Source organism: Subtercola sp. YIM 133946 (genome assembly GCF_036553535.1).
Taxonomy (GTDB): Bacteria; Actinomycetota; Actinomycetes; order Actinomycetales; family Microbacteriaceae; genus Subtercola.
This window is the reverse complement of record NZ_JAZHPE010000005.1, coordinates 44347-57705: the sequence shown is the minus strand read 5'-3', so window position 1 is coordinate 57705 and position 13359 is coordinate 44347. Positions and strand designations below refer to the sequence as shown.

At 69.0% G+C, this 13359-nt stretch carries 9 protein-coding genes; 4 read left to right on the top strand and 5 right to left on the bottom strand.

Annotated features, from left to right (window positions below; all coding sequences use genetic code 11):
• Nucleotides 1-224: 224 nt before the first annotated feature.
• Nucleotides 225-1163 carry a phosphodiesterase gene (locus V3W46_RS01365; RefSeq protein WP_331781284.1) on the bottom strand — a complete coding sequence of 313 codons (939 nt, stop codon included), beginning with the start codon at nt 1161-1163 and terminating at the stop codon, nt 225-227.
• Between the two features lie 378 nt (nt 1164-1541).
• On the opposite strand from V3W46_RS01365, the gene V3W46_RS01360 reads away from it, so the two are divergent.
• Both V3W46_RS01360 and V3W46_RS01355 read left to right on the top strand, forming a co-directional pair.
• Nucleotides 1542-2555: a magnesium and cobalt transport protein CorA gene (locus V3W46_RS01360; protein WP_443069907.1), complete on the top strand. Its 1014-nt coding sequence runs from the start codon at nt 1542-1544 to the stop codon at nt 2553-2555.
• A gap of 79 nt (nt 2556-2634) precedes the next feature.
• Nucleotides 2635-4248 (top strand): FAD-dependent oxidoreductase, encoded by a 1614-nt coding sequence (locus V3W46_RS01355; RefSeq protein ID WP_331781282.1) that lies wholly within the window; start codon nt 2635-2637, stop codon nt 4246-4248.
• On the opposite strand, the gene V3W46_RS01350 is transcribed toward V3W46_RS01355, so the two are convergent.
• Together V3W46_RS01350 and V3W46_RS01345 are read right to left on the bottom strand one after the other, a co-directional pair.
• The gene (locus V3W46_RS01350) at nt 4235-5728 is read right to left on the bottom strand and encodes a maltokinase N-terminal cap-like domain-containing protein (RefSeq protein WP_331781281.1); all 1494 of its coding nucleotides are present in this window, start codon (nt 5726-5728) and stop codon (nt 4235-4237) included. The two genes, V3W46_RS01355 and V3W46_RS01350, sit on opposite strands and share 14 nt — an antisense overlap.
• A 222-nt stretch (nt 5729-5950) precedes the next feature.
• Nucleotides 5951-8224: a S9 family peptidase gene (locus V3W46_RS01345; RefSeq protein ID WP_331781280.1), complete on the bottom strand. Its 2274-nt coding sequence runs from the start codon at nt 8222-8224 to the stop codon at nt 5951-5953.
• Nucleotides 8225-8321: 97 nt separating this feature from the next.
• Here V3W46_RS01345 and V3W46_RS01340 point away from each other — a divergent pair, with 97 nt between their 5' ends.
• Nucleotides 8322-9860, top strand: a complete 1539-nt coding sequence (locus V3W46_RS01340) for a CYTH and CHAD domain-containing protein (RefSeq protein WP_331781279.1) — start codon at nt 8322-8324, stop codon at nt 9858-9860.
• Between the two features lie 123 nt (nt 9861-9983).
• Here V3W46_RS01340 and V3W46_RS01335 read toward each other — a convergent pair whose 3' ends face one another.
• The gene (locus tag V3W46_RS01335) at nt 9984-10148 is read right to left on the bottom strand and encodes a hypothetical protein (protein ID WP_331781278.1); all 165 of its coding nucleotides are present in this window, start codon (nt 10146-10148) and stop codon (nt 9984-9986) included.
• 128 nt (nt 10149-10276) lie between these two features.
• Here V3W46_RS01335 and V3W46_RS01330 point away from each other — a divergent pair, with 128 nt between their 5' ends.
• Nucleotides 10277-11341 carry a potassium channel family protein gene (locus tag V3W46_RS01330; protein WP_331781277.1) on the top strand — a complete coding sequence of 355 codons (1065 nt, stop codon included), beginning with the start codon at nt 10277-10279 and terminating at the stop codon, nt 11339-11341.
• Here V3W46_RS01330 and V3W46_RS01325 read toward each other — a convergent pair.
• Nucleotides 11274-13313, bottom strand: coding sequence for an amino acid transporter (locus tag V3W46_RS01325; protein ID WP_331781276.1), 2040 nt, complete (start codon nt 13311-13313; stop codon nt 11274-11276). The genes V3W46_RS01330 and V3W46_RS01325 overlap by 68 nt on opposite strands.
• Between the last annotated feature and the right edge of the window lie 46 nt (nt 13314-13359).

The window sequence follows — 13359 nt, the reverse complement described above, 5'->3', positions numbered from 1 at the left end:
GTTGAGTAGCGCGCAGCGCGTATCGAAACCGGTGGTGCGGGGTGGGTTTCGATACGGCCTGCGGCCTACTCAACCGGCGTCGCCCGCCCGCCGCTGGTTGAGTAGCGCGCAGCGCGTATCGAAACCGGTGGTGCGGGGTGGTTTCGATACGGCCTTCGGCCTACTCAACCGGCGTCGCCCGCCCCGCCGCTGGTTGAGTAGCGCGCAGCACGTATCGAAACCGACTAGACCGCAGCGAGCGCCGGGATGACCAGCGGCTCTTCTGCGGGCACCGGCGCATTGGCGGGCGGGGCGATCTCGAGGTTCGCGTCGGCGAGGATCTTCTGGGTCTGCGCCGCATCGGTGTACGACACCCGGGCGTAGTGGCCGATGGGAACCACCGAGTGCAGCACGGTGTTCTCGTAGACGTGGATCAGGTTGAACGCCTGCGCCCCGTCGCGGGCGAGCGTGCCGCCGACCGGAACGTTGAGGTCTTGGGTGTAGCAGGTTGCCGAGGCGACCGACACCGGAACGCCCGCGAACATGGCGGTCGACGAGTAGTGCAGGTGGCCGGCGATGATCGACCGCACGTCTGAGCCCTGGATGACCTCGGCGAGCGACGCCTGGTCGCGCAGCTCGACCATCACGGCGAGGTCGAGCACGCTGGGCACGGGCGGGTGATGCATGGCGAGGATGGTGCCGTGCGGGGCGGAGGTCGACAGTTCTTCGGCGAGCCAGTCGAGCTGCTCAGGTGTGACCTCGCCGTAGTGCGAACCGGGCACCGTCGAGTCGAGCGTGATGACGCGCAGGCCGTTGATGTCGTAGACGCGGTCGACCGGCTTCATCGAGGGCAGCTGGTCGAGCAGGCCGGCGCGGAAGGCGGCGCGGTTGTCGTGGTTGCCCATCACCCAGATGACCTCGGCGCCCATGGCGGCCGCGGCGGGCTCCACCATCGCACGCAGCTTCTCGTAGGCCTTGGGGTCGCCCTTGTCGGCCAGGTCACCGGTGAAGATGATCGCCTCGGGGCGTGCGCCGGAGGCCTGCAGTTCGGCCAGGATCTCGACGAGATGACCCTCGGCATCGACCTTGTCGTACAGCAGGTTGTCGCCGCCGACGAAGTGCGTGTCGCTGAAGTGGAGTACGAAGTGGTCAGGCCTGGGATACTGCGCCAGCGTCGCGGTCATGGGGTTTCAAATCGATTCGAGTCGGGTTCCCGGCGAGAAGGCGAACGGTGTTCGCGCACGACGGGTGGTTCTGAGATCAACACAAGCAGAGAAACCTGAACGAGCGGTAAACGCCACGCGGGAGTATGACGAACAAGACCCGTGATGAACTCTCGGTGTCCACGCGATTTGTGCCTCAAGAAGTATGGCAGTCTGTAGGCGATCCGGCTAGGGCGATGTCACCACGACGCTCACGATCTGAAGGGTGGGTCTGGCATGAAGAGCATGCGATTCTCGAGCATGGTGAAGGGCATCACATCGGTGCGGCCCGGTGCCAAACCGATCTCACCCGCCCCCGACGAGATCGCGACGGCCGAGCCGTTCGAGCCGCGTTCGAGCATGGTCGACAACGCGATCTATCGCGACGGCAAGCGCGTGCTGTCGCCGACGAATCCGGCGGAGGCGATCGCGGCGCTGAACAGAACGCCCGGCGGGCTCGCCTGGATCGGCCTGTACCGGCCCAGCGCCGATGAACTGCTCGAGATGGAGAACGACTTCGACCTGCATCCGCTTGCCATCGAAGACGCGGTCGGCGCTCACCAGCGGCCCAAGCTCGAGCGCTACGCCGAGGTGTTCTTCGTGGTGCTGCGCGCCGCGCACTATGTCGACGAGCGTGAGGAGGTCGAGTTCGGCGAGTTGCACCTCTTCGTCGGCCCGAACTTCGTGATCTCGGTGCGGCACAGCGAATCGCCCGACCTGTCGGTGGTGCGCCGGCGCATGGAGAACGACCCCGACCTGCTGGCGCTCGGCCCCATCGCCGTGCTCTACGCCATCATGGACGCGGTGGTCGACCAGTACGCCCCGGTGGTGGCCGGCCTCGAGACCGACATCGACCAGATCGAGGCGCAGGTCTTCGAAGGAGACCCCGCGGTGTCACGGCGCATCTACGAACTGTCGCAGGAGGTGCTCGACTTCCAGCGGGCCACCCTGCCGCTGGCCGGCATGCTCGAGATGCTGCGCAGCCAGTTCGACCAGGTCGAGGGCACCCTGGAGCTGAAGCGCGCCTTTCGCGACGTCGCCGACCACGTCGCCGTGGTCAACGACCGGGTCGACGGCTTTCGCCAGACCCTGCGCGAGATCCTCACCGTGAACGCCACCCTGGTGGCCCAGCGGCAGAACGAAGACATGAAGAAACTCGCAGAGACGAGCAACCACCAGAACGACGAGGTCAAGCGCATCTCGGCCTGGGCCGCCATCTTCTTCGCGCCCACCGTGGTCACCGGCATCTACGGCATGAACTTCGACTTCATGCCCGAGCTGCACTTCGTGTGGGGCTACCCGGCGGCGCTCGCGCTGATGGCGACGCTGAGCATCGGGTTGTACGTGATGTTCAAGCGCCGCGGCTGGCTGTAGCCGCTAGCAGACATGTCGTCGATTGGCTAGGGTGGGCCGGTCTTGGCACCCCGCAGACAGCGCGACGTAGGGTGAAAACATGACCTCCCTGTGGCTGTCTTCACCGCCCGAAATCGGCTCCGACCCGTTCACCGAGGGCCAGCACTACGACGAGGTCGTCGTCGGTGCGGGCCTCACCGGTCTCGTCACGGCGCTGCTCTTCGCGCGGGCCGGTCGACGTGTGGCGGTGCTCGAGTCGCGCCATGTCGGCGCGGTCGCCACCGGCAACACCACGGCCAAACTGTCGCTGCTTCAGGGCAGCCAGCTGCAGCAGATCAAGAAGCACACCTACCAGTCGATCACGCAGGCCTACGTCGACAGCAACCGCGCCGCACAGCAGTGGATGCTCGACTACACCTCGGCGCGGGGCGTCGCCGTGCAGCTGCGCGACGCCATCAGCTACGCCGGCACCCCCGACGGCACCGAGACCGTCGAGCGCGAATACCGGGTGGCGCGATCGGTCGGCCTCGACGTGAGGCTGCGCGACGAGCTCGACCTGCCGTTTCCGATGTTCGGCGCGGTGGTGCTGCCCGAGCAGGCGCAGTTCGATCCGATGCACGTGCTCGCAGCCCTCGCCGCCGACGTGCGCGAGCTCGGTGGCGTGATCGTCGAGGGCGCGCGGGTCACCGGCGTGCGGGCGTCGGGCGGTGCAGGATCGCCGTCGCGCAATGCAGGGTCGCCGTCGCGCAATGCAGGGTCGCCGTCGCGCAATACAGGATCACCGCCGCGCGACGCGGCCACCGTCTTCACGACCCGCGGCGAGGTGTACGGCGGCCACGTGCACCTGACCACCGGCACGCCGATTCTCGATCGCGGGCTGTACTTCGCCAAGCTGAAGCCCCTGCGTTCGTACGCCACCTCGTACTCGGTGCCGGGCGAGCTGCCACAGGGCATGTACCTCTCGGTCGACGAACCGAGTCGTTCGCTGCGCACAGCGCCCACGGGCGATGGTCGCCACGGCAACGAGGAGCTGCTGGTGGGCGGCAACGGGCACGTGGTCGGCCGCGACCCGTCGACGAAGCAGAACGTCGACGACCTGCGCGAATGGACCGAGACGTTCTTTCCCGGCGCCCGCCTCACCCACTCGTGGAGCGCCCAAGACTACGAGACGCCGCACCGGGTGCCGTTCGTCGGCTACCTGCCCCGCGGCCGCGGCCGCATCTACCTGGCCACCGGGTACGGCAAGTGGGGCATGACCAACGCGGTCGCCGCCGCCCTCACCCTCGCCAGCGACATCATGGGCGACAGCCCCGACTGGGCGAAGGCGCTGCACCACCGCGCCACCCTGCCGGCCGCCATCGGCTCCGGGCTCGGCGCGGGGGCGGCAGTGGGCTGGTGGGCCGCAAAGGGCTGGGCGGGCGCGCTGTTCGGGCCCCGCGTGGATGCCCTGCCGACGCCCGGCGACGGCGAGGGGCTGATCGGCCGCGTCGCCACGGGCGAGGGCCTGCTCGGTGGGGCCGCCGTGCATCCGGTGGGCGTCTCGACCGTGGCGGGGTCGACCTGCGCGGTCTCGGCGGTCTGCCCGCACCTCGGGGGAGTGCTGTCGTGGAACGGCGCCGAACACTCGTGGGACTGCCCCCTGCACGGCTCGCGCTTCTCGGCGACCGGCACCCTGCTCGAGGGCCCGGCCACGCACGACCTCAGCCCGCGCTAGCGGCGAGGCGGGCGATGGCCGTGGTGGGGATGGGCAGCCAGTCGGGGCGGTTGCGCGCCTCGTAGATCGCCTCGTAGAGGGCCTTGTCGATCTCGAGCGCGTCGAGCAGCGGCCGCATCGCCTCGAGGTCGAGGCCGGAGCGGGCCACGTACGCGTCGAGAAAGGCGGTTCGGGCATCCGTCGCCCAGTCGGCGGCCGACTCGCCGGGGTGCGAGTGCGCGTGCGACCCGGCCACGTAGTCGAACGAGCGCAGCATTCCCGCGATGTCGCGCAGCGCGAGGTCGGGCTGGTTTCGCTCGACCATCGGTCGCAGCGGTTCGCCCTCGAAGTCGACGAGCACCCAGCCGCCGCCCGGCACGGCGAGCACCTGGCCGAGGTGGTAGTCGCCGTGGATGCGCTGCAGGCGCGGCCACTCGATGGCCGCCGCCTTCTCGAACACGCGCGCGATCGCATCGCCGTGAGCGGCGAGATCGGGCACCTCACGAACCGCGCCGGCGTGCCGGCGCCGCATGCTCGAGAGCACGCCGGCCACGAGGTCGGGGCTCGGGGCGACTGTGGGCATCACGGCGGCGAGGGTCTCGTGCACCTCGGCGGTGGCGTCGCCCAGGGCGGCGGCCTCAGCCGTGAACGACTGGCCGGCCGAGGCGGCGTCGAGCGCCACCCGCCAGGCGTCGCGCACGCCCGGCAGAAACTCCTGGGCGAAGGCGAGGTGCCCCGAGGTGCGCCCGTCGGGCAGGCGCGAGTCGTTCCACTGGCCGACGATGCTGCCCACCGAGGCGGGCACGCGGGTCGAACCCGCCGCGGCGAGGGCCGACTGCAGCACCACGTCGGGGTTGTTGCCGTGGTGCAGCACCCGGAACACCTTGCAGATGACCGGCGCCGCCGCCTCTCCCTCGGGGGTCTCGACGCCCATGATGATCGAGGTGTTCGACTGCTCGCCGCTCAGCACCTTCGCGCTCACGGCGACGAGCGGATGCCCGGGCACCTGGCTGCGGCCGGTTGCCGTGATGGCGCCGTCGCCGGGCGTGGCCGCATCACCGGTGATGAGCGCGAGCAGGGCGTGGGCGTACCGCACGTCGTGCGGGGCGTCGTAGACGGAGACGGTGGCGGTGGCGGTGGGGCTCGGCGACGGTGCGGCGGTGTTCGGCGACGGTGCGGCGGTGCCCGAGGACGGTGTGGCGGTGCTCGAGGACGGTGTGGCGGTGCTCGAGGAGTCGGCATCTGCTGAGATGCGGGCGATGAAGGAGCCTCCCGACCCCGAACCCTCGTCTTCGGTGCGGGGCTCGGCCGAGACCACGAGCGGAACCTGGTAGAGCTTGGCCTGCTGGCCACCCTCGTCGAGCACCAGCGCGGTGGTCAGGCCCGGTCCGAGGTCGTAGCTGCCGATGAGGCGCAGCGAGGGTCGGGTGCCTTTGCCGGCGAACCAGCGCTGGGCGGGCATCCATTCGGTCAGGGCGGCGAGCAGCTCAGTCGAGTTCACCCTTTCAGCCTACGGGGCGCGGCGGGGCCGTGTCGGGTGGCTGCGCGAACGCACACGAAGGTGTATGGCGGCGCTCACTCTGTGACGGGGTATGCCGCAAGGCGGGCGCGACGGGCATGACGTGCGGGCGGGGGCGGGCGCGACGGGCATGACGTGCGGGCAGGGGCGGGCGCGACGGGCATCACGAGCGGGCAGGCGAGGCGGTCGCGTGCTGTCTGCCCCTCACACGTTCGCCCGACCGAGCACGTCGAGCAGCCAGGCGTACTCGAACGCCGTCTCTTTCCAGCGCTCGTAGCGGCCGCTGACCCCGCCGTGACCCGCGGTCAGCTCGATCTTGAGCAGGGGTTCGGCGCCGGCCTCGCGCAGCCGGGCCACCCACTTCGCGGGCTCGACGTACAGCACGCGCGTGTCGTTCAGGCTGGTCACGGCGAGGATGCGCGGATACTCCACCCCGTCGCGCACGTTCTCGTAGGGCGAGTACGACTTCATGTAGGCGTACACCTCGGGGTCGTGCAGGGGATCGCCCCACTCGTCCCACTCGATCACGGTGAGAGGCAGCGAGGGGTCGAGAATCGATGTGAGGGCGTCGACGAAGGGAACCTGCGCGAGAATGCCCGCGAACAGCTCGGGCGCATCGTTCGCGACCGCGCCCATCAGCAGCCCGCCCGCACTCCCGCCCTGGGCGACCAGCAGGTCGGGCGTGGTCTCGCCGATGTCGATGAGGTGCCGGGCGGCCGCGACGAAGTCGCTGAACGTGTTGCGCTTGCTGAGCGTCTTGCCGTTCTCGTACCACCAGCGGCCCAGCTCCCCGCCGCCGCGCACATGCGCGATGGCGAACACCACGCCGCGGTCGAGCAGCGAGAGCCGAGCGACCGAGAACGACGGGTCGATGCTGGCCTCGTACGAGCCGTAGCCGTAGAGCACCAGCGGCGCGGGCGACGGATGCCCGAGGGCAGAGCCTGCGGCGGTGGGGGCCGGTTCGGCGGTACCGGCGGCTGCCGAGGCGGCGCCCCCGTCGGCGCGGGAGACGAGCGAGATGGGAACCCGAGTGCCGTCGGGGGCGACCGCCCACTCGCGGCGCTGCGCGTACTGCGCGGGGTCGTAGCCGCCCAGCACGGGCTGCTGCTTCAGCTGCCGCAGCTCGCCGGTGGCCACGACGTAGTCGTACACGGTCGACGGCGTGACGAACGAGGTGAAGCCGACCCGCAGCGTGGGCTGGGCGAACTCAGGGTTGCCGCCGGTGCCGACCGCGAACAGCGGTTCGTCGAACGGCAGCTCGACGGGCTCGGAGTACGGCCAGCCGGCGCCGACCCCGGTGGCACCCTCGACTCCGGCGCCTCCCTCCACTCCGATGCCTCCGTCGACCGAGATGCCTGCGTCGCCCTGCCCCTCCTTGCCGGCGAGCCGGATGACCGCCACCCGGCTGAGCGCATCGCGACGGTACTCCAGGCTCAGGTGGGTGGCGAAGGCGTCGACGCTCTCGAGCCGTACCTCGTGGCTGTGCGCCAGAATGGTGTGCCAGCGGTCGGAGTCGGTGGGGGCATCCGGAGCCACCTCGACGAGCTCGAAGTTCTCGCCGTGCGCGTTGTGCGTGATGAGCAGGCGGTCGGTGCCCGCCACCACGGCGTGCTCGACCGAGTACTCGACGCCTTCGACGCGCGGCCACACCACGGTGAACTCGCCTTCGGGGTCGCTCGCGTCGAGCAGCAGCGACTCGCTGGTGATGCTCGAACCGATGCCGATCTCGAGGTAACGGCGGCTGCGGGTGAGGCCGATGCCGATCCAGTACCGTTCGTCGGGTTCGGTGTACACCACCACGTCGTCACTGGCCGGCGAACCCAGCCGGTGCCGCCAGATGGTGTCGGGCCGCCACGACTCGTCGACGGTCGGGTAGAAGAGGTAGCGGGCGTCGGGCGAGAATGTGGCGCCCGGCGCGGTGTTCTCGATGACATCGTCGAGGTCGGTGCCGGTTGCCAGGTCGCGGATGCGCAGGGTGTAGCGCTCGTCGCCGGCCGTGTCGACGGCATACGCGAGCAGGCCCTGGTCGAGGCTCACATCGAAGCTGCCGAGCGAATAGAAGTCGGTGCCCTCGGCCTCGACGTTGTCGTCGAGCAGCACCACTTCGCCGTCGATCGGATGCCCGGGCTCGAGCACCGGCGGCACCCAGTCGTCGGGCGCGGCGATCGGGGCCCTCGCGTGCACGCCGTACTGCTTGCCTTCGATCGTGCGGGTGTAGTACCACCAGTCGCCCTCCCGAACGGGCACCGACAGGTCGGTCTCGAGAGTGCGCCCCTTGATCTCGTCGAAGATCGACTGGCGCAGGCCCGCGAGGTGCTCGTTCTGCTGCTCGGTGTAGGCGTTCTCGGCGGTGAGGTGCTCGATGACCTCAGCGCTGTCTTTGTCGCGCAGCCACTCGTAATCGTCGATGAACGTATCGCCGTGGTGGGTTCGCTCCAGGGGGATCTTTCGGGCAGTGGGTGGGGTCAGCGCAGCCATGCCTCCACCGTAGCCCGGCCGGCCGGCCCGTCGGCCGATGTGGTCTATGCATTACGTTTGTACCGGTGAAGTGGAGTGAGACAGCATGAGCCATCAGGTGCACATCGAAATCGAGCGCAAATACGATGTCGATGACACCGTCGGGGTGCCCGATCTGGTCGGCGTGGCCGGCATCGCGCGGGTCAGCGAACCCGAGACGGCAACGTTGACGGCGGTCTACTACGACACCGACCGGCTCGACCTGGCCGGCCAGCGCATCGTTCTGCGGCGCCGGGTCGGCGGTGCCGACGAGGGCTGGCACATCAAGCTGCCGGGCGACGAGGGCCGGCTCGAGTTGCACTGGCCGCTCGGCGACGAGACACCGATTCCCGAGGCCGTGCTCGATCTGGTGCTGGTGCACGTGCGCGACCACCGACTGTCGCCGGTGGCACGGCTGACGACCACGCGAACCACCTACTGCCTGTTCGACGGCGACGACCTCGATGTGGCCGAAGTCGCCGACGATCTGGTGTCGGCGGTCGACGAGAGCACGGGGTTGCTGCGGGTGTGGCGCGAGTGGGAGGTCGAGCTGACCGACAACGCGCCCGGTTCACCGAAGAAGCGGCAGGCCCTGCTCGACGCCATCGAGAAGCGCCTCGCTGAGGTGGGTGCGCATCCGTCGAAGAGTATCTCGAAGCTCGCGCACGCGCTCGGTCGCCAGAAGCTGGGCGAGCTTCCGCCGCGCTGGTCGCTGACCAGCAAGAGCACCGCCGGCGAAGTGCTGCGCGCGGCCATCGGTGAGCTCACCGACCGGTTGAAGACCGCCGACCCGCTGGTGCGCCAAGACGAAGCCGAGGCGGTGCACGCCATGCGATCATCCGTTCGCCGGCTGCGCAGCGTGCTCGCGACGTTCCGGCCGATCTTCGCCTCGTCGGCCGCTGCTCACCTCGAGACCGAGCTCGCCGCCCTCGGCGTGGTGCTCGGCGACGCCAGAGACCCGCAGGTGATGCACGACCGGGCCCGCAACCTGGTGCGCTCGCAGTCGAACAAGAAGATGCACGAGGCCGTGCTGGCCCGCGTGGTGAGCAGCAAGAGCGCCGAGTACCACACGGCGCTCGACTATCTGCACGTCGTCATGTCGGGGTCGCGGTACTTCGGGCTGCTCGACGACCTCGAGAGCTTCGTCGCCGGTGTGAAGTTCAAGCCCATCGGCGACCGGCCCGCGGCGAAGGTGCTCGCGGCCGGGCTTCGGCACGACTACCGCCGGGTGACCAGGCGCATGGCGAAGGTGAACGGTGCTGCGAACGCGGCCGAGTGGCAGGAACGCATCCACGCCGTGCGCAAGGCGGCGCGCCGCCTGCGGTTCGCGGTCGAGGCGGTGTCGTCAGGTGACACGGCGATCTTCGGCGACAAGGCGAGGCGGCTGGCGCAGGCCGCCGAACGCGTTCAGGATTCGCTGGGGGAGTACCGAGACAGCATTCTGCTGCAGGGGCTGCTCGTCGCCAGCTCAGACCTGGCCTTCAGCGAGGGGGAGAACACCTTCGGCTATGGGCGGCTGCACGCCCTCGAGCAGCAGCGCGCCGACTACGCGATCGAAGACTACAGCCGGGCACGCGGCGAGTTCAGGGCGGCCAGGAAGTGGCTGCCGTCGCGGTGATCTGGCTGCGGGCTGGTCAGGCGGCACACTGGCTGGCTGTGGGCTGACGTGCCGTAGGCTGATCTGGCTGCCGGCTGACTTGCCGTGGGCTGATTTGTCGGGAGCCGACTGGCCGCGGGCTGGTCAGGCTGCGGGCGCCGGGCCCTCCGTCGGGGTCGCCTCGGGAACGGGCAGCAGGCCGTCTTTCTCCAGCGATTCGTCGACCTGCGCCTCTTCGCGCTTGTCTTCGTCTCGCTCGATCTCGTCGAGGTGGCTGTCGTCAGACCCGGGGGTGTGCGTGGCGTTCATACCTTCAGAGTAGGCGACCGAGGCCGTAACACGGGCGAAACGTGCCGCACCCGCACGCGCATTATGCTCATGCCCATTCGTGGGAGCGGTTCGGTGTCGACGCCGGGCCACGAGAGACGGGGTTCGTCATGAGCATTCGCAGTTCGAGAAAGACGCACACCACGGCCCAGCCGGATTCGGGCATCGGGCTGGCGCAGGCCGAGCGCGAGGCAGACGCCGCTGCCATCACCGACCGCATCACCGACGTGCTGACCGAGGCGCTGCCCGGCACGATGGCCGACGAGGAGTACCGCGAGCCGCCGTCAGGTCACGCGGCGCACGGCCGGTTCTTCGGCTTCCACCGCGGCGAGGAGGGCCAGGCGCACTGGAACTCGACCGTCGAGTGGCCGCTCACCGTCGTGTCGATCGTCTTTCTCGCCGTGTACTCGTGGGATGTGATCGGCAACCTGAAGGGCGCGCAGCAGGTCACCGCCGAGGTGATCATGTGGGCCGTGTGGGGCGTGTTCATGATCAACTACATCGCCAACCTGGTGCTTGCGCCGCGGCGGCTGCGCTGGTTCTTCACGCACATCCTCGAGTTTCTGATTGTGGCGCTGCCCATGCTGAGACCGCTGCGCCTGTTGCGGCTGGTGATGCTCTGGACGGTGCTGCAGCGCACTGCGGGAACGGCGTTCCGGGGCAAGGTGGCCACCTACGTCATCGGCTCGGCCGGCCTGCTCGTGATCATCGCCGCGCTCGGCATCCTCGACGCCGAGCAGAACGCGCCGGGCGCCGACATCACGAACATCGGCGACGCCCTCTGGTGGGCCTTCGTGACCATCACCACCGTGGGCTACGGCGACTATGTGCCCGTCACGTTCGAGGGCCGGCTGATCGCCGTCGGGCTGATGATCGCCGGCATCGCCCTGCTGGGTGTCATCACGGCTACGCTCGCGAGCTGGCTGGTCGACCGCGTGCGCGCCGACTCGAGCAGCCAGACGGCGAACGTCGAGCACATCGATGCGCTGTCGGCCCAGATCGTCGAGATGCAGGCCGAGCTGGTGCGCTCGCGCGAGGCGTTCGCCGACGAACTGGCGGCACTGCGGCGAACCTCGAAGCCGTCGCGGCAGCGGGCGGGGGTGGTGATCAGTTCACGTGCACGCCGGGGCGCAGTTTCAGGTCTTTCTCGGCCTCGCGCAGTACCTCGCGAGTGACCGGTGCGACCTCGCCGCCGCCGGTGATCAAGAATCGCAGCATGTTCGACAGCGGGTTGCCCTCGGTCCACTCGAAGTAGATCTCGGGCACCACCCCGGTCTCGTCGCGGATGGTCAGCAGCACCACCGCGAGGGTGTTCGGAATGTTGCCGCTGCGCACCTCGAGCACCCGGTAGCCGTGCTTCATCACGCCGCGCACCACCAGATCTTCTTCGAAGTTCGACGAGTCTGCCGGGTAGACCTCGACGAAGATGATCTTGGTGCCGAGCGGAATGTGGCTGTCTTGCCGCTCCTCCTTGTTCTTGACGCGGTACTCGATCGCGCTGCCGTCGTCGGGCTCGTTCGCGATGAGGTGGATGTGGCCCCGCCGGGCATCCTCCCGCACGAAGGCGAGGGCCGACTCGTCGAGGGTGACGCTCGTGGCGCGCAGCTGGAACGAGCGCTGCACGCGCGACACCAGCGACACCACGAGAATCGCCAGGATGAACAGCGCAGCGATGCGCACGCCGTCTGGCCGCTCGAAGACGTTCGCGATCGTCGTGTAGAGGAACACCACCGACACGATTCCGAAGCCGATGGTGCGTTTGCGCTGGCGCTGGCGCCGGGCAGAGAGGGTCACGGCGACCGAGGCCGAGGTGATGAGCACGAGCACGCCGGTCGCATAGGCGCCGCCCTGGGCATCCACGCTGGCCTTGAAGACGAGGGTGATCAGAAAGGCGATGCCGGTGAAGACCAGCACGAGCGGCCGCACCGCCCGCACCCATTGCGGCGCCATGCCGTATCGCGGCAGGTAGCGGGGCACGAGGTTCAGCAGTCCGGCCATCGCCGACGCCCCGGCGAACCAGAGGATGGCGATGGTGCTGATGTCGTAGAACGTGCCGAACGCCGGACCGAGGTATTCGTGCGCCAGGTAGGCGAGGGCGCGGCCGTTCGCCTCGCCGCCGGCCTGGAACTCGGCCTGGGGAATCAGCAGGGTGGTGACGAAGCTCGAGGTGATGAGAAAGCAGCTCATGATGACCGCGGCGGTCGTCAACAGGCGCCAGGTGCCCCGGATGCGCCCCTTCGGGTTCTGCGGGGTGTCGTCGGGGCCGCCGGTGATCTGCGGCATGACGGCGACCCCGGTCTCGAACCCCGACAGGCCGAGGGCGAGCTTCGGAAAGACGATGAGCGAGATGCCCACCATGACCAGCGGGTTGCCGTGCTGCGCCGTCAGGGCCGCCCACCAGTCGGTGACCACCACCGGGTTCTCGAACACGTGGCCGATCGACACCAGCACCACCACCGCGTTCAGCACGAGGTAGACCGCCACGAGAACCGTGGCGATGCCGATGGCCTCTTTGAAACCACGGATGAACACCGCACCCAGCAGCGCGATCAAGACCAGCGTGATGACGATCTGGTTGCCCTGGAACCAGGCCGGCGCGAACGGGTTCTCGATGGCGTGGGCGGTGGCATCGGCGGCCGAGAGCGTGATCGTGATCATGAAGTCGGTGGCCGCGAAACCGAGCAGGATCAGCACGAAGAGCTTGCCGCCCCACCAGGGCAGCAGGCGCTCGAGCATGGCGATCGATCCCTCGCCCTTGAAGCTCTCTCGGGCCACCCGACGGTACACCGGCAGGGCGCCGAAGAGTGTCAGCAGCACCAGAACGATGGTGGCGAAGGGCGAGAGCAGGCCTGCCGCGAGGGCGGCGATCGCGGGCTGGTAGCCGAGCGTGGAGAAGTAGTCGACGCCGGTGAGGCACATGACGCGCCACCATGAGTGCGTCTTCTCGGCCTTGGCGGCGTACGAGCCCTGGTAGCGGCCCGACTGGTCGACGAGGCCCTGCAGCAGCCAGTGCCGAACGCGGCCGTGCGGCTGCTGGTCGGGGTCGGCCACGACATGGTGGGCGACGTTTGGGTCGTCAGGGTCGATCGGCTCGGCCGATGACGCTGGTGCAGGTGCTGAAGAGTTGTCTTCGACCGACTGAGACATGCCCATCCTTCGCAGTGCTCGAACCCACGTGATCTAACAATACGAT

What these genes read in the sequence shown, in the direction of transcription:
- V3W46_RS01360 (WP_443069907.1), top strand. Translation starts at nt 1,542, where the DNA reads ATGGTCGACAACGCGATCTATCGCGACGGCAAGCGCGTGCTGTCGCCG.
- V3W46_RS01325 (WP_331781276.1), bottom strand. Translation starts at nt 13,313, where the DNA reads ATGTCTCAGTCGGTCGAAGACAACTCTTCAGCACCTGCACCAGCGTCA.
- V3W46_RS01330 (WP_331781277.1), top strand. Translation starts at nt 10,277, where the DNA reads ATGAGCATTCGCAGTTCGAGAAAGACGCACACCACGGCCCAGCCGGAT.
- V3W46_RS01365 (WP_331781284.1), bottom strand. Translation starts at nt 1,163, where the DNA reads ATGACCGCGACGCTGGCGCAGTATCCCAGGCCTGACCACTTCGTACTC.
- V3W46_RS01355 (WP_331781282.1), top strand. Translation starts at nt 2,635, where the DNA reads ATGACCTCCCTGTGGCTGTCTTCACCGCCCGAAATCGGCTCCGACCCG.
- V3W46_RS01335 (WP_331781278.1), bottom strand. Translation starts at nt 10,148, where the DNA reads ATGAACGCCACGCACACCCCCGGGTCTGACGACAGCCACCTCGACGAG.
- V3W46_RS01345 (WP_331781280.1), bottom strand. Translation starts at nt 8,224, where the DNA reads ATGGCTGCGCTGACCCCACCCACTGCCCGAAAGATCCCCCTGGAGCGA.